Genomic DNA, 14,991 nt, shown 5'->3' with positions numbered 1-14,991 from the left:
CCTCCGACAAGTCCCGCCAAGGGTCCCCCCATGCGGGAAGCCGGTCAATCCGTAATCCCGGATTCAGGGTTCGACTTTGGTCGCAGTGCGACGGCGTACTGCGGTCAGAGCCAGCGCGAGCGCTTGAACAGGCGGTACAGGCCGAAGCAGGCCAGCGCGACTCCCGCGATCAGGATCGGATAGGCGAAGCGTCCGCCCAGTTCGGGCATGTGCTCGAAGTTCATGCCGTACCAGCTGGTGATCAGCGTAGGGGCCGCGAGCAGGGCCGCCCACGCACCGAGGCGCTTGACCGTCTCGCCCTGCGCCAGCGTCACCAGCGACAGGTTGACGCTCAGCGCGGTGGTCAGCATCTCGCGCAGCGTGTCGGTGTACTCGTTCACGCGCAGCACGTGGTCCTGCACGTCGCGGAAGTAGAGACGCACTTCTTCAGGGATCAGCGGACTCTGCGAGCGGGTCAGCTGCGCCAGTACATCCTGCAGCGGTGCCACCGCCAGCCGCATCTGGGTCAGTTCGCGCTTCAGGTCGTACAGCTTCACCACCGTGCCGCGCCGGTAGGTGTCGGCGAAGATGTCCTTCTCCAGCGTGTCCAGGGTCTGCTTGAACTGATCGATGATGGGGCGATAGTTGTCGACGATGTAGTCCAGCACCGCATACAGGCCATACGACGGACCCAGCGCCAGCAGGTCGGCTTCGCGCTGCACGCGCTCGCGCACCGGCGCGTACGACAGCGAGGCGCCATGGCGCACGGTCACCAGGTAGCGGGGGCCGAGGAAGGCATGCGTCTCGCCGAAGCGGATGCGGTCGTCGACGACCTGCGCGGTGTGCACGGCCACGAACAGCGAGTTCCCATAGGCTTCCAGCTTGGGGCGCTGGTGCGCGTTCTGCGCATCCTCGACGGCCAGGTCGTGCAGGCAGAATTCCTCCTGGAGTTTCTCCAGGATCGTATCGGCTGGCTCGTACAGGCCCACCCAGATGAAGCTGCCATCATCGACCGCGAGTACATCGCTGATCTCGTCCAGGCCGATGTCGCGCCGCTTGCCGCCCTGGTCGTAGACCACGCAGTTGATGACGCACTGGGGCAGGGCGGGTTTCGTATCGATGGCGGCGAGATCGTTCATGGCGTGGATCGTGCGCCACGCACGCCGTTGCGGCAAGCCCGGCTCCCTGTAGGAGCGGCGTGAGTCGCGACCCTCGCAACGACACTCCATGGACGGGGGGCGGACACGGATCCTGCGGGTGTGAGTTGGAGCCTCGTCCGCAGGATCCGTTCTTCGTGAGGAGCTTGGCGGCTTTGTTCTCGCGGTCGCGACTCGCGTCGCTCCTACAGAAGCGTCAGGGGTCAGCGCGCCACGAACCGGATCGCCTGCCCGCCGCCCGGCGCCAGCTTGAGCGTCAGCGTGTCGCCACGCGTCACGCTGCGCTCCTCGATCACGATGTCCTGGGGGGCGGTCTTCCAGTTCGCCTTGTCGCCATCGCGGTAGATCTGCGCCGTGTAGCGGCGGCCTTCGTCGAGGAACGACAGGGGCACGTCCAGCGTGCGGCCGTCTTCGTCAGTGAGCGCACCCAGGTACCAGTTGTCGCCGCCGCGTTCCTTGCGCGCGATGGTCACGTAGTCGCCGACTTCGCCGTTCAGCACGCGCGTATCCTCCCAGTCCACCGGCACGTCCTTGATGAACTGGAACGGTGCCGGGTTCTTCTCGTAGTTCTCCAGCAGGTCGGCCGCCATCTGCAACGGGCTGTAGATCACCACGTACAGCGACAGCTGCTTGGCCCAGGTGGTGGCGATGCCGTCGGTGGAGCGCGTCTTCATGCCGAAGATGCCCGGGGTGTAGTCCATCGGGCCGGCGAGAAGGCGGGTGAACACCAGGTTGGCTTCGTGCTCCGGCGGATTGCCGGGCTGGCCCCACGCGCTGAACTCCATGCCGCGCGCGCCCTCGCGGGTGATCCAGTTGGGATAGGTGCGACGCAGGCCGCTGTCCTTGATCGGCTCGTGCGGGTTGACCGCGATGTGGTGCTTCGCCGCTTCGGTCACCACCTTCAAATGGTGGCGCGCCATGTCCTGGCCTTCGTGCCAGGCGTAGTGGCGCTTGCCATCGGCGCCGGTGACCTTGGCCTGGCTGGCATCGGCCACGTAGCCGGTCTTCACCGCCGGCACGCCCACGCGCTCGTACAGATCGAACGCATCAGCCAGCTGCGTTTCGTAGTGCGCGGCGTTGCCCGACGTCTCATGGTGGCCGATCAGCACCACGCCCTTCGATTTCGCGTACGCCGACAGCGCGGGCAGATCGAAATCCGGATACGACCTGGTGAAGCTGAAGTCCTCGCCGTTGCCGAACCAGTCCCCGTCCCAGCCCACGTTCCAGCCTTCCACCAGCACGCCGCCGAAGCCGTGCTTCGCGGCGAAGTCGATGTGCTTGCGGACGTTCTCGTTGGTGGCACCGTGCTTCGGCCCGGAAGCCCAGCTCTTCAGCTCCAGGTGCATCTCCCACCACACGCCGACGTACTTCATCGGCTTCACCCACGACACGTCGCCCAGCGCGTTCGGCTCGTTGAGGTTGAGGGTGAGGCTGGACATGGCCAGGCCGGCGGCGTCATCGCTCAGCAGCAGGGTGCGCCATGGGGTATCGAACGGTGCCGCGCGCACCACCTTGCCTTCGCCGATGCCGGGCGTGAGGTCGGCCTTCAGCTTGCGGTCCTCGACGCGGGTCAGGTTCATGCCGCTGTAGTCGACAAGCGCGGCTTCGTGGATCGACAGATGGGTGCCGTCCTCGAATTTGAAGGTGATCGGTGTCTGCGCATCGCCGACCTGCCGCAGGGGCGTGCGGTGGTACAGATACTCTTCGCGGTTCCATTCGCCGGCGGGAATCCACCATGCCGTGGCATCGCGTGCGAGGGCGAACTCGGTCAGCTCCTCGCTGATCTTCACCTGCTCAAGCCCCGCCTGCTTCGGGAAGCGGTAGCGGAAGCCCACGCCATCGTCGAATACGCGGAATACCACGTCGAAGCTGCGGAAGGGCTTGGCCTTCTCCTTCAGCGTGACGGTCAGCTCGTTGTAGTGGTTGCGGATGAAGCGGCGTTCGCCCCACGGCTGTTCCCAGGTCTCGTCGAAGGTGCGCGTGCGCGGCTGCACGATCTCGATGTTGCGCTCGAACTTCGGCGCATCCCGCAGCAGGAAGCCGAGCCGCGACGACGAGATGACCGGCTGTCCCTTGCGCGACACGGCGTAGGCGGGGCGGCCGTCGTTGTCGGTGGACAGTTCCACCACGATGGAGCCATCAGGCGATGCGACGCGAGGCCCCGGGGCTGCATGCGCGACGTCCGCGCCGACGGTGAGCAGGACGACTAGCGGAAAGAGATAACGGAGCATGCGACCCTCGCGATGTGCAGAGGGCCGCATCGTGCGTGGCGGGGCTCAGCGCGACAAGCGTCGCGGCATGAATACGTATGCAAGCGCGAGATGCACCGGCAGCAGCAGCGCGATCCATGGCTGGTTGTACTGCAGGCGCAACGGCAGCCAGTGCAGGAACCAGGCGACCAGCGCACCGCCCGCGATGGCACAGATCAGCCAGCCGAACCAGGCAGGTGGCGTGCGGCGGCGCAGCACGGAAACTGCGCCGGGAATCAGCAGCACGCAGAGGGGGTTCAGCAGCAACAGGTTGCGGTTCGCCCATGCGGCCCAGTGGTCGGTGAATCCCCACAGGTAGACCAGAACACCGCCGGCCATGAAACACAGCAGCCAGAACGGCAACGCAGCGGCGGCGGTGGCACGCGGCCAGCGGCGGCCGGCGAAGCCGATCAGCAACGCCGCCACGACACCCGCGCCGAGCCAGGGCAGCCATCGCCGTGGCGTTTCCGCCGGCTCCGGGGCGATACGGTGCGGCAGCAACTGCATTTCCGACTGCACCAGGGGTCGGCCTGCACTGTTCTTCGCTTCGCGCAGGCTGTCGGCCAGCCGCATGGGGACATAGGCCTCTTCCCAGCGCGACATCGGTTTGTCGGCCGAGGGTCCCAGGCCCACGTCGAAGCCCAGCCACATCCATGTTGCCGGCGACGCCAGCCGCACCGCTTCACTGCGAAGCGTATTGCCGCGCGAACGGCCGGCGAGCTGCGACTTCAGCGTGCCGCCGAGCGCAGCATCGAGGGCGTCCCGCACCTGCGTGGAGCAGTTGGAGGTGAAGTAGTCGTAGCGGTAGCGCGCATTCTCCGGCCTGGCCCGTTCGACCAGCGCGTCGGCCAGTGCCTGCGCCTGCGCCGGCGCCAGGTCCAGCCATTGCAGCGAGACGCCGCGGCCGCTGTCGCGGTACTGCAGGAGATCCTGCTCGAACGGCAGCGCCATGAGGTAGTACATCATGTGGCCGCGGGCGAAATTGCCGACGAAGTCTGACTCGCCCGGATCGAAGAAGCCGAAGTTGTACGAGATCGCGTCGCCGCTGGCGGGATCGACCACCACGATGGCGTTGTGGCCGAAGCGTTCGAAGAACACCTCGCCCGGCTGCATCGTCGCCACGCCGATCCGCGGGGCGGCCCACGCCGTCACGGCCAGCAGCCACAGCACGCCCAGCAGCGCCAGGCGTGCAGCCACGCTACGCATCGGCGAGCACCCCGACATGGAAGGCATGTACGCGGCGCGCATCGGCCCGGGCGACCCGGAACATGAAGCGCCCGAGCGTGAGCTCCTCGCCGGTCTCCGGCAGGTGGCCTATCGCGGCGGTGATGAGGCCGCCGACGGTGTCGTATTCGTCGTCGGGGAAATCCGCGCCGAAACGCTCGTTGAAGTCGGCGATGGGCGTGAGCGCATCCACCACGAACTGGCCATCGGCCTGCGCGGCGATCAGCGCGGCGCCATCCTCGGCTTCATCGTGTTCGTCGTCGATCTCGCCGACGATCTGTTCCAGCACGTCCTCGATGGTCACCAGGCCGGCCACGCCGCCGTACTCGTCGACGACGATCGCCATGTGGTTGCGCGACAGGCGGAATTCCTTCAGCAGCAGGTTGAGCTTCTTCGATTCGGGGATCAGCACGGCGGGGCGCAGCAGTTCGCGCACGCTGCCGGGCCCGTTGTCGGCCACCACGCCGCGCAGCAGGTCCTTGGCCAGCAGGATGCCGAGGATCTCGTCCTTGTCGTCGCCGTGTACCGGGAAGCGCGAGTGGCCGGATTCGACCACTTCTTTCATCAGGTCGAGGAAGCGTGCCTCCACGGGCAACGAAACCATCTGCGCGCGCGGCACCATGACATCGCCCACGGTGAGGTCGGCGACGGCGATGGCGCCTTCCATCATCTTCAGGGTATCGCCGCCGATCAGGCCGTCGGACTGCGCATCGCGCAGGATGGCCACCAGGTCGTCGCGTGTGCTGGGTTCGCCGGAGAACGCCGAACTGAGGCGGTCCAGCCAGGAGCGCCGTTTCTCCGACGGTTTGTCGGAGCCGTCCGGCGCGAAGGTACTGTCGTCTTCTGACATCTCGGGGGAGTGGTCGCCCACGGGGCGTTGAGGCCAGTCTAACCCGGTTGGGCGCCGGACGCAGGCGGCGCGGCCCCGGCGGGCGGTGCTGCTTCGTCCGCGGGCGCTTCCTCCGGAAGGTCCAGGCTGTAACTGCAGCCCACCAGTGTCTTGCCGGGGTGCGAGGCGACGTTGCTGACGTTCAATACGGCCGATTCGATCAGCAGCTCGCCGGTCGCGGCGTCGCGGGTTTCCTCGCTGCGCAGCTCCTTGCCGAACATCGCCTTGGCCGGCGTGTCGATGGCGGTTTCGAGCGCCAGTTGCTGCGCCAGCGGCCGGGGATCGGGCAGGTCGAGCAGCGCGATCACGCCGCCGCCGGAGAACGCGATGTGGTCTGTGTCGTGCCCGAAGACGCGGATCGGCCTGGCCAGCCGGTATTCGGTCATGAACATGTTCGCCTGCGGCAGCGGCTGCCACCCCAGCGCGACCGCCTTCAGCGGGTCCTCCAGCGCGGGTGCAAGCGCGGTCAACCGGGTGATGTCGCTCCGGCACTCGATCAGTGCGGGCAGGTCTGGCGGGGCGTCCTGCGCGGCGGCAGGGGAGGAGAGGACCAGTGCCAACGTCGGCACGAACAGCAGGGTGCGCAGCATGCGGTCAGTCTTCCGCGTAAGGATCGGCGATGCCGAGTTCGGCGAGGATCTCGCGCTCCAGCTGTTCCATGCACTCGGCTTCCTTGTCGTCCTCGTGGTCCCAGCCCAGCAGGTGCAATGCGCCGTGCACGGTCATGTGCGCGTAATGCGCTGCCAGCGGCTTCTTCTGCTCCTTCGCTTCGCGCGCCACGACCGGTGCGCAGATCACCAGGTCGCCCAGCAAGGGCATCTTGACGCCCTTGGGCAACTTGACGCCTTCGGCCATCTCGGCCGGGAAGCTCAGCACGTTGGTCGCGTAGTCGCGACCGCGATAGTGCCGGTTCAGCGCGCGGCCTTCCTTGCTGTCGACGATGCGGATGGCCAGATCCGCTTCGCGGATGCGGCCTTTCAACGCCGCTGCCACCCACTTGCGGAAACTGACTGCCGAAGGGATGCCGGTGCGCGGCAGGGCGTAATTCACGGAGACTTCGAGGCGGACGGGGCCTTGGGTCATGGCGATCGCGGTCGACGGAGGGGATCAGGCAGGGCCGGTCTCGGCATCCTTGCCATCGCGTGCATCGTAAGCCCGCACGATCTTCGCCACCAGCGGATGACGCACCACGTCGCGGCTGGTGAAGAAGTTGAACGAGATGCCGTCCACGCCACGCAGGACGTCCAGCGCATCCTTCAGGCCGGATTTCTGGTGCTTGGGCAGGTCGATCTGGGTCAGGTCACCGGTGACGACGGCGGTGCTGCCGTACCCGATGCGGGTCAGGAACATCTTCATCTGTTCGATGGTGGTGTTCTGTGCTTCGTCGAGGATGACGAAGGCATCGTTGAGCGTGCGGCCACGCATGTAGGCCAGCGGTGCGATCTCGATGACGTTCTTCTCCAGCAGCTTGACCACCTTCTCCACGCCCAGCATCTCGTACAGCGCGTCGTACAGCGGGCGCAGGTAGGGGTCGACCTTCTGGGTCAGGTCGCCGGGCAGGAAGCCGAGCTTCTCGCCGGCCTCCACCGCCGGGCGCACCAGGATCAGGCGTTGCACGCGCGATTCGTTGAGCGCTTCCACCGCGCTGGCGACGGCCAGGAACGTCTTGCCGGTACCGGCCGGGCCGATGCCGAAATTGATGTCGTGCGTGGCGATGGCGTGCAGGTATTTCGCCTGGTTGGCGCCACGGCCACGCACGGTGCCCCGCTTGACCTTGATGGCCACGTCCTGGGGCAGGTAGTCCTCTTCCGCCACGCGATCCACGTTGGCGGCGTTGAGCCGCAGGTGGATGGCCTCGCTGTCGAACGTCTCGCTGGCCGCTTCCTCATACAGCGCATGCAGCAGCTTCTCCGTGGCGGCGACGGACTTCTCCGGCCCGGTGACACGGAAGATGGCGCCGCGGTTGGCGATCTCCACGCCCAGGCGCAGTTCGATCTGGCGCAGGTGCGCGTCGAACGGGCCGGCCAGGTTTGCGAGGCGTTCGACGTTCTCGGGTTGCAGGGTGAATTCGTGCTTGCTGGGGGCAGTCATGGGGCGGGGGAATACTCGTGGCAATAACGGTTAGTGGCGCGTCTGGTCGCCCGCGTCGTCCACCGGCCATTGGTGGAAGACGTAGACCTCGTCATCGACGAGGGCCTGGTCGAAGTGTTCGGCTTCCGGAGCGTCGTGGCGTTCGATCTGCAGGGGCTCGTCTTCCACCGCGATGACCTCCCAGCCCTGCTCGCGGACGAACTCGACGGCGCGGCGCATGGGGTCTGGCGTAAAGCCCGGGCGCAGGTAGCAGGTCACGAACGCCCCGCCGGCCTCGACGAAATCAGGGCTGTCGGGCAGGGGACGGGCTTCCAGGGTGAACACCCACAGGCGCGGGCTGTCAGGGGAAATGGCGGCGATTCCTGGCGGACTCAAGGCGGGCAGGCAGGGTAACCCGGCGTCAGGGCAGCGGCCACCGCATGCCGCTCGTCGGAGGGGGCTTGAAATTTAATTAATTCGAAAATTAAATAGGCGCATGACATCTCTCAAGCATCCCGAACAGAATGCCGACGGCACGGCGAAGGCGCCGTCGAAGAAGGCCGCCTCGCCCCGCAAGCGCAGCCCTGGCCGCCGTCCCACGGCCGAGGTGGCCGATCTGCGCGCCACGCTGCTCGACGCCGCGTTGACGTGCTTCGTCAGGAAGGGCATCGCCGCGAGTTCGCTGCGTGACATTGCGACGGAAGCCAGCGTCACCCCCGCGCTGGTGCACTACTACTTCGGCGACAAGGCGCAGCTGCAGCAGGCCGTGGTGGCCGAACGTCTGCTGCCGGTCGTGGCGCAGATGCGCGCGCCCGTAGTGGACGCGGGCGAGGGGGACGTGGCCGGACTGGTCGCCGGCTTCGTGCACGGCATCGGCGGCGTGGTTGCGCAGCACCCCTGGCTGCCGACGTTGTGGGTGCGCGAGATCCTCTGCGAGGGCGGCGCGCTGCGCGACATGATGATCAGCCAGGTCGGTCCGATGCTGCCGAAGATGATGGCCGGCCGCTTCGCCGCCGCGCAGCAGGCCGGACAGCTCAACCCTGACCTGGATCCTCGCCTGCTGATGGTGTCGCTGATCGGGTTGACCATGTTTCCGATGGCCAGCGCACCGATCTGGCGCCAGTTGTTCGGCGCCGACGACATCGATTTCAACGACCTGCGCCGGCACACGCTGGTGCTGCTGGACCGTGGACTGGAGCTGGACCATGCGAAATGACCTGCAACGCGTCGCACTGGCGGCCGCGATCCTGATGCTGGCGGGATGCGCCGCCGACACGCCCGAGGCCCTGGGCACGCTGGAATGGGACCGGGTGACGCTGCCGTCGCCGGTGGCGGAAAGGATCGTGCGCGTCGACGTGCGCGAAGGACAGCAGGTGGCCGCCGGTGCGCCCCTGCTGCAACTGGAATTGACCCGCACCCAGTCGCAACTGGCGGCCGCGCAGGCGCAGGCCGCGCAGAGCCGCGGGGCGCTGGCGGAACTGCGCGCCGGTCCGCGCAGCGAAGCCATTGCACAGGCGCGCGCCAGCCTGGCCGCTGCGCAGGCGCAGGCCCGCGATGCGGATGCCTATTACGCGCGCTTGCAGCCGCTGGGCCGCCAGCGTCTGGTCGCCGCCTCCGAGGTGGACCGTGCACGCGCCGCGTCGCAGAGCGCGCAGGCCCAGGTCCGGCTGGCACAGGCCGCGTTGCTGGAGCTGGAGCGCGGCACGCGCACCGAGCAAGTGGCGCAGGGCGAGGCCGCCGTCGCGTCGGCCGAAGCGCAGGCCAGTGTGCAGGCGGTGACGCTGGAGAAGCTCAACATCGTGGCGCCGCGCGCGGGCCGTATCGACAGCCTGCCGTACAAGCTCGGCGACCAGGCGCCGGTCGGCGCACCGCTGGCGGTGATGCTGGTGGGCGAGGCGCCCTATGCGCGCGTCTACCTGCCGCAGGCCCTGCGCAACCGGTTGAAGGTTGGCGACACCGTGCAGGTGCGGCTGGACGGACAGGAGAAGACGTATGCCGGCCGCATGCGCATGATCCGCAGCGAACCCAGCTTCACCCCGTACTTTGCGCTGACCGGCCAGGACGCCGAGCGGTTGAGCTATCTGGCGGAAATCAGCCTGGGCAAGGATGCCGCCGATCTGCCAGTGGGTGCGCCGCTGCAGGTGGTGTCCGATGAAGCGAACTGACCCGGCACCCGCAATCGCCGCAGGAGGGACTTCCGCACCGACGCTCGATGCTGACGGCGTGCGGTCGGTGCTGGAGCCGCTGCCACGGGAGCGGGACGATCTCGCGATCCGCGTCCGCGGGCTGACCAAACGCTTCGGCGCCCTGGTCGCGGTGAACGATGTCGATCTCGATGTGCCGCGACGCAACGTCTACGGCTTCCTTGGCCCGAACGGTTCCGGCAAGTCCACCACCATCCGCATGTTGTGCGGCCTGCTGACGCCCAGTGCAGGCGAGATCGACGTGCTGGGCCTGCGCATCCCGGAGCAGGCCGAGCAACTGCGCACGCGCATCGGCTACATGACCCAGAAGTTCTCGCTGTTCGAGGACCTGACAGTGCGCGAGAACCTGGAATTCCTGGCTGCCGTGCAGGACATCCCGCGAGCACGGGCGCGGAAGCGGATCGACGACCTGGTCGAGCAGTACCACTTCCATGACCGGCAGAAACAACTTGCGGGCACGATGAGCGGGGGGCAGAAGCAGCGTCTTGCATTGGCGGGAGCGGTGATCCACGAGCCGGAGCTGCTGTTCCTCGACGAGCCGACCAGCGCGGTGGACCCGGAATCGCGCCGCGATTTCTGGGAGAAGCTGTTCGAGCTCGCCGATGCAGGCACTACGCTGCTGGTGTCCACGCACTACATGGACGAAGCCGAACGCTGCCATCGAATCGCCATCCTCGACCGGGGCGTGCTGGTCGCCGATGGCACGCCCGATACGCTGACGGGCGAACTCGCGGGCCGTACCCTGGTGGTGGATGCTGCGCAGCCGCGGAAGGCGAAGGCGGTGCTGCTGGGGATTGCGGGCGTGGTCAGCGTGGCGCAGATCGGCAACGTGCTGCGTGTGTTGCTGGCGGACAACGGCGACGCCGCGGCGCGCGTCGATGCCGCATTGCGTGCGGCGGGCATCGAAGCGGGCGTGTCGGCATCGCAGGCCAACCTGGAGGACGTCTTCGTGTCCGCCACGCGCGCGCAGCCGGCTCGCGAGGAGGCCGCATGAAACTCCGTCGCCTGATGGCGGTGATGGTCAAGGAACTGCGACAGATGCGCCGCGACCGCATCACGCTGGCGATGATCGTCGGTATCCCGGTCATGCAGTTGCTGCTGTTCGGCTACGCCATCAATACCAACCTGCGCGACCTGTCCGCCGGCTTCGCCGACCAGGCGCGGACGTCCGCCTCGCGTGCGCTGGTGATGGACATCGTCGCCACCGGCGTGGTCAGCCCGGCCCTGGAAGTCGCCACGCCGCAGGAACTGGTCGATGCCATGCGCCGGGGGGAGATCAGCATCGGCGTGGTCATCCCGCCCGACTACGAACGCCGCCGCGCCGATGGGCGCGAGGCGGTCCAGATCCTCGTCGATGGCAGCGACAACGCAGTGCAGAGCGCGGCCGCGCAGCTGGCGCAGATGCCTCTCGATGGCGTCAGCAGCGGGCCGCTCGCGACGCGGACGGTCAGCGTGACGGGCTTCTACAACCCGCAGCGTCGATCGGCGGTCAACATCGTGCCCGGTCTGATCGGGGTGATCCTGACCATGACCATGGTGCTGTTCACGGCCGTGGCCATCGTGCGCGAACGCGAGCGCGGCAACATGGAGCTGCTGATCGCCACGCCGGTCAGCAGTGCCGAGCTGATGATCGGCAAGGTGCTGCCGTACGTGGCCATCGGCCTGGTGCAGACCACGGTGGTGTTGGCACTCGGCATGTGGCTGTTCGACGTGCCGTTGGGTGGAAGCCTCCTGCATGCGTACCTTGCGGCGTGCCTGTTGATCGTGGCGAACCTGGCGCTGGGCCTGCTGATCTCCACGGGCGCGCAGTCGCAGTTCCAGGCCATGCAGATGACGTTCTTCATCTTCCTGCCGTCGATCCTGCTGTCCGGCTTCATGTTCCCCTTTGCCGGGATGCCGAAGGTCGTGCAGTGGATCGCCGAAGCCTTGCCGCTGACGCACTTCCTGCGCCTGATCCGCGGCGTGATGTTGCGCGGCGCGGGGCTGTCCGAACTGTGGCCCGACGTGCTGGCGCTGCTGGGGTTCACCTCGGTGATGATGACGGCGGCGATCCTGCGGTTCCGCAAGCGGCTGGACTGATAGGCTGGCGCTTCTTCCGGGACAGCGGGGCAGACGATGGACGAAGCAGCGATCGGCGCGGCGGTGGACGCCATGTACGCGATGATCTCGGGACCGGCGGGTCCGCGCGATTGGTCGACACAGGATGCGGTCTTCCATCCCGACTGCCGGCAGATCCGTACCGGCGTGGATGCGCAGGGAAAGCCCTGGCGCCTGTCGTTCTCGCTGGCGGAGTACCGGACCAACGCCGATGCGCTGCTGGCGAAGGTGGATTTCTTCGAGGTCGAGACCGCGCGGGAGATCCGCGTGTTCGGCAACATCGCCCATGTCTGGAGCGCCTACGAGGCACGCCACGCCCCGGGCGATGCCGTGCCCGAGCGGCGCGGGATCAACAGCATCCAGCTCTACAAGGGCGAACAGGGCTGGAAGATCATCCACATGATCTGGGACAACGAGCGCGAAGGCATGCCGTTGCCCGCTGTCGGCTGATCCGGCGCCTCAGTCGGTGCCCGCGACGCGTCCGCGCAGCGAGTTGGCCAGCGCCTCGGTGATCGTCACGTCCACGAACTGCCCGATCAGCCGCGGGTGGCCGGGGAAGTTCACCGAGCGCATGTTCTCGGTCTTGCCGGTCAGCTCGTTCGGATTCTTCTTCGATGGGCCTTCCACCAGTACCGGTTGCACCGTGCCCACCATGCGCTGCGAGATCCCCGCGGCGTAGGCGTTGATCTGCTGCTGCAGGCGGTCCAGGCGCGCGTGCTTCACGGCGTCGGGCGTGTCGTCTTCCAGGTCCGCGGCCGGCGTGCCCGGGCGGCGCGAGTAGATGAAGGAGAAGCTCTGGTCGAAGCCCACGTCCTCGATCAGCTTTATCGTCTTCTCGAAATCCGCATCGGTCTCGCCGGGGAAGCCAACGATGAAGTCCGAGCTGATCGAGATGTCCGGCCGCACCGCGCGCAGCTTGCGGATCTTCTGCTTGAACTCGAGCGCGGTGTAGCCGCGCTTCATCGCCGACAGCACGCGGTCGCTGCCGGCCTGCACCGGCAGGTGCAGGAAGTTGGCCAGCTGCGGCACGTCGCGATACGCATCCACCAGCGAGTCGCTGAATTCCAGTGGGTGCGAGGTGGTGAAGCGGATGCGGCCGATGCCGTCGATCTCGGCGATCGTGCGGATCAACAGGCCGAGGTCGGCGACCTCGCCATCACCATAGGGACCGCGATACGCGTTGACGTTCTGGCCGAGCAGATTGATCTCGCGCACGCCCTGCGCGGCCAGCTGCGCCACTTCCACCAGCACGTCCTCGAACGGCCGGCTGACCTCGGTACCGCGGGTGTAGGGCACCACGCAGAACGAGCAGTACTTCGAGCAGCCTTCCATGATCGACACGAACGCCGACGGGCCTTCGGCGCGCGGCTCGGGCATGCGGTCGAACTTCTCGATCTCGGGGAAGCTGATGTCGACCTGCGGCCTGTTCTGCTCGCGGCGGGCGCGGATCAGTTCCGGCAGGCGGTGCAGGGTCTGCGGCCCGAAGACCAGGTCCACGTACGGTGCGCGCTTGACGATGGCTTCGCCTTCCTGCGAAGCCACGCAGCCGCCCACGCCGATGATGACGTCACGGCCACCGGCCTTGAGTGCCTTCCAGCGGCCGAGCTGGCTGAAGACCTTCTCCTGCGCTTTCTCGCGGATGGAGCAGGTGTTGACCAGCACCACGTCGGCTTCTTCGGGGTTGTCGGTCAGCTCCAGGCCGTCGGACGCGGCGAGCACGTCGGCCATCTTGGCCGAGTCGTACTCGTTCATCTGGCACCCGTGGGTCTTGATGTAGAGCTTGCCCTTGACCTGCTCGGGTGCACGGGGGCGACCGGTGGGCAACGGAACGAGGGCGGGGTCGGTCACGGCAGGGGCGGCCGTGGTCGGCAGTGCGGGGGCTTGCGTCCCGGTCATGGCGCTTAATCCAGTCGGGTGGGCGGGCAGGGGGCGCGTAGTTTACGCGCTGCGCGACGGCCGGTCCCCGTCCCCGCTGGCGTTGATAGCGGGTAACAGCGTGGCATGAAGGGGCCGGCGCCCGGCAGTCGGAACTCCGACCGGCCGCACAGATTGGAGGAAACCTTTGTTGGACAAGGACTTGGCAATCACCCGGGAATTCGGGACACTGCGCGGCATGAGGGGGACTCTGACGCTTCTGGCCGCACTGGCCGCGTTGACCGCACTGCCGGCCAGCGCGGGCACGCTGTACAAGTGCACCGGCAATGACGGTGTGCCGAACTACGTCAGCAAGCGTGTCAGTGGCGCAAGCTGCGAAGTGGTCAGCCGCTACACGCCCGACCGCAACCGGCCGACGCAGGTCTCCGCCGTGTCACGGCCCGCAGCCGCCACACCGGCGGTGGGAGCGGCCAGCTCGCCCGCCCTGTCCGATTCGGCCAGCGCCATCGTCCCGGCAGCGGTGCCAGCTGCGTCCGTCCCCGCGCCGGCCACCGGTCCGCGCCGCGTGGTCAGCGGGCAGGTCTACTCCTACATCAAGGACGGCGTGCGTCACTACACCAGTACGCGCCCGCGCGGCGGCACCCAGGTCGCCAGCCTGCGCACCATCAAGTACAGCTACATCGAGACCTGCTTCGCCTGCGGGAATCCGAGCGTCGACTTCGGACGGCTGCGACTGAACACATCCGCCTACCAGGCCGAGATCGCCGCCGCGTCGCGCGAATTCGGCGTGGAGGAATCCATCCTGCGCGCGATCATGCACGCGGAATCGTCCTATAACCCGATGGCGCTGTCGCATGCCGGCGCACAGGGCCTGATGCAGCTGATGCCGGCCACGGCGCGCCGGTTCGGCGTCACCGATTCCTACAACGCCGCGCAGAACATCCGCGGTGGCGCGCAGTACCTGTCCTGGTTGCTGAAGCGCTTCAACGGCAACCTGACCCTGGCCGCCGCCGGCTACAACGCCGGCGAAGGTGCGGTGGACCGCCACGGGGGCGTTCCGCCGTACAAGGAAACCCAGCGCTACGTGCAGCGCGTGGCCGTCCTGGCCGACCGCTACCGGCAGGCGGTTGCCGCGCGCTGAAACAGCTCGCGGCGACGCCGGACGCGCCGCAAGGCCTTGATTTCACGGCGCCCGTTGTCGGCCCATTAAGCCATCCGTTACACTTCGCCGTCTTTATGCGGCCCGC

Annotated in this window: 15 protein-coding genes; 6 read left to right on the top strand and 9 right to left on the bottom strand. The window is 67.4% G+C overall.

Annotation, left to right across the window (positions count from 1 at the left end):
* Window positions 1–104: 104 nt before the first annotated feature.
* The 8 genes from WBN46_RS04065 to WBN46_RS04030 all read right to left on the bottom strand — a co-directional run bounded on the left by WBN46_RS04065 (window position 105) and on the right by WBN46_RS04030 (window position 7,964).
* On the bottom strand, window positions 105–1,118 hold the full coding sequence (locus tag WBN46_RS04065) for a magnesium and cobalt transport protein CorA (protein ID WP_337730391.1): 1,014 nt from the start codon (window positions 1,116–1,118) through the stop codon (window positions 105–107).
* 221 nt (window positions 1,119–1,339) lie between these two features.
* On the bottom strand, window positions 1,340–3,367 hold the full coding sequence (locus WBN46_RS04060; protein ID WP_337730390.1) for a glycoside hydrolase family 97 protein: 2,028 nt from the start codon (window positions 3,365–3,367) through the stop codon (window positions 1,340–1,342).
* Window positions 3,368–3,412: 45 nt separating this feature from the next.
* Complete coding sequence (locus WBN46_RS04055) at window positions 3,413–4,591, bottom strand: DUF4105 domain-containing protein (RefSeq protein WP_337730389.1); 1,179 nt, start codon at window positions 4,589–4,591, stop codon at window positions 3,413–3,415.
* Window positions 4,584–5,459 (bottom strand): transporter associated domain-containing protein, encoded by an 876-nt coding sequence (locus tag WBN46_RS04050; RefSeq protein WP_337730388.1) that lies wholly within the window; start codon window positions 5,457–5,459, stop codon window positions 4,584–4,586. Before WBN46_RS04050 ends, WBN46_RS04055 begins: the two co-directional genes overlap by 8 nt.
* Before the next feature lie 38 nt (window positions 5,460–5,497).
* Window positions 5,498–6,088 carry a hypothetical protein gene (locus WBN46_RS04045; protein ID WP_337730387.1) on the bottom strand — a complete coding sequence of 197 codons (591 nt, stop codon included), beginning with the start codon at window positions 6,086–6,088 and terminating at the stop codon, window positions 5,498–5,500.
* A gap of 4 nt (window positions 6,089–6,092) precedes the next feature.
* Entirely contained in the window at window positions 6,093–6,581 is a 489-nt protein-coding gene (gene ybeY / locus WBN46_RS04040; RefSeq protein WP_192200446.1) for an rRNA maturation RNase YbeY, read from the bottom strand.
* A gap of 24 nt (window positions 6,582–6,605) precedes the next feature.
* Window positions 6,606–7,589, bottom strand: a complete 984-nt coding sequence (locus WBN46_RS04035; protein WP_337730386.1) for a PhoH family protein — start codon at window positions 7,587–7,589, stop codon at window positions 6,606–6,608.
* 30 nt (window positions 7,590–7,619) lie between these two features.
* Window positions 7,620–7,964, bottom strand: coding sequence for a hypothetical protein (locus tag WBN46_RS04030; RefSeq protein ID WP_337730385.1), 345 nt, complete (start codon window positions 7,962–7,964; stop codon window positions 7,620–7,622).
* A gap of 100 nt (window positions 7,965–8,064) precedes the next feature.
* Between WBN46_RS04030 and WBN46_RS04025 the strand changes: the two genes are divergently transcribed.
* The 5 genes from WBN46_RS04025 to WBN46_RS04005 all read left to right on the top strand — a co-directional run bounded on the left by WBN46_RS04025 (window position 8,065) and on the right by WBN46_RS04005 (window position 12,319).
* The gene (locus WBN46_RS04025) at window positions 8,065–8,784 is read left to right on the top strand and encodes a TetR/AcrR family transcriptional regulator (RefSeq protein ID WP_337730384.1); all 720 of its coding nucleotides are present in this window, start codon (window positions 8,065–8,067) and stop codon (window positions 8,782–8,784) included.
* Window positions 8,774–9,733 (top strand): HlyD family efflux transporter periplasmic adaptor subunit, encoded by a 960-nt coding sequence (locus WBN46_RS04020; protein ID WP_337730383.1) that lies wholly within the window; start codon window positions 8,774–8,776, stop codon window positions 9,731–9,733. The genes WBN46_RS04025 and WBN46_RS04020 overlap by 11 nt, the downstream gene beginning before the upstream one ends.
* Before the next feature lie 106 nt (window positions 9,734–9,839).
* Window positions 9,840–10,766, top strand: coding sequence for an ABC transporter ATP-binding protein (locus tag WBN46_RS04015; RefSeq protein ID WP_337730880.1), 927 nt, complete (start codon window positions 9,840–9,842; stop codon window positions 10,764–10,766).
* Entirely contained in the window at window positions 10,763–11,851 is a 1,089-nt protein-coding gene (locus WBN46_RS04010) for an ABC transporter permease (protein WP_337730382.1), read from the top strand. Before WBN46_RS04015 ends, WBN46_RS04010 begins: the two co-directional genes overlap by 4 nt.
* 36 nt (window positions 11,852–11,887) lie before the next feature.
* Complete coding sequence (locus WBN46_RS04005) at window positions 11,888–12,319, top strand: hypothetical protein (RefSeq protein WP_337730381.1); 432 nt, start codon at window positions 11,888–11,890, stop codon at window positions 12,317–12,319.
* Window positions 12,320–12,328: 9 nt separating this feature from the next.
* Here WBN46_RS04005 and miaB read toward each other — a convergent pair whose 3' ends face one another.
* Window positions 12,329–13,765: a tRNA (N6-isopentenyl adenosine(37)-C2)-methylthiotransferase MiaB gene (gene miaB, locus WBN46_RS04000; protein WP_337730380.1), complete on the bottom strand. Its 1,437-nt coding sequence runs from the start codon at window positions 13,763–13,765 to the stop codon at window positions 12,329–12,331.
* 208 nt (window positions 13,766–13,973) lie between these two features.
* Between miaB and WBN46_RS03995 the strand changes: the two genes are divergently transcribed.
* The gene (locus WBN46_RS03995; protein ID WP_337730879.1) at window positions 13,974–14,885 is read left to right on the top strand and encodes a lytic transglycosylase domain-containing protein; all 912 of its coding nucleotides are present in this window, start codon (window positions 13,974–13,976) and stop codon (window positions 14,883–14,885) included.
* Window positions 14,886–14,991: the final 106 nt, after the last annotated feature.

The organism is Pseudoxanthomonas sp. CCNWLW251 (assembly GCF_037402255.1).
Lineage (GTDB): Bacteria > Pseudomonadota > Gammaproteobacteria > Xanthomonadales > Xanthomonadaceae > Pseudoxanthomonas_A.
The sequence above is the reverse complement of the archived record's forward strand: the minus strand, read 5'-3'. Positions and strand labels throughout refer to the sequence as shown.

Excerpts from the sequence above, each read along its gene's own strand:
- WBN46_RS04025 (WP_337730384.1), top strand. The coding sequence starts at position 8,065 with ATGACATCTCTCAAGCATCCCGAACAGAATGCCGACGGCACGGCGAAG.
- WBN46_RS04055 (WP_337730389.1), bottom strand. The coding sequence starts at position 4,591 with ATGCGTAGCGTGGCTGCACGCCTGGCGCTGCTGGGCGTGCTGTGGCTG.
- WBN46_RS04060 (WP_337730390.1), bottom strand. The coding sequence starts at position 3,367 with ATGCTCCGTTATCTCTTTCCGCTAGTCGTCCTGCTCACCGTCGGCGCG.
- WBN46_RS04050 (WP_337730388.1), bottom strand. The coding sequence starts at position 5,459 with ATGTCAGAAGACGACAGTACCTTCGCGCCGGACGGCTCCGACAAACCG.
- WBN46_RS04010 (WP_337730382.1), top strand. The coding sequence starts at position 10,763 with ATGAAACTCCGTCGCCTGATGGCGGTGATGGTCAAGGAACTGCGACAG.
- WBN46_RS04045 (WP_337730387.1), bottom strand. The coding sequence starts at position 6,088 with ATGCTGCGCACCCTGCTGTTCGTGCCGACGTTGGCACTGGTCCTCTCC.
- ybeY (WP_192200446.1), bottom strand. The coding sequence starts at position 6,581 with ATGACCCAAGGCCCCGTCCGCCTCGAAGTCTCCGTGAATTACGCCCTG.
- WBN46_RS04035 (WP_337730386.1), bottom strand. The coding sequence starts at position 7,589 with ATGACTGCCCCCAGCAAGCACGAATTCACCCTGCAACCCGAGAACGTC.
- WBN46_RS04065 (WP_337730391.1), bottom strand. The coding sequence starts at position 1,118 with ATGAACGATCTCGCCGCCATCGATACGAAACCCGCCCTGCCCCAGTGC.
- miaB (WP_337730380.1), bottom strand. The coding sequence starts at position 13,765 with ATGACCGGGACGCAAGCCCCCGCACTGCCGACCACGGCCGCCCCTGCC.
- WBN46_RS04020 (WP_337730383.1), top strand. The coding sequence starts at position 8,774 with ATGCGAAATGACCTGCAACGCGTCGCACTGGCGGCCGCGATCCTGATG.
- WBN46_RS04005 (WP_337730381.1), top strand. The coding sequence starts at position 11,888 with ATGGACGAAGCAGCGATCGGCGCGGCGGTGGACGCCATGTACGCGATG.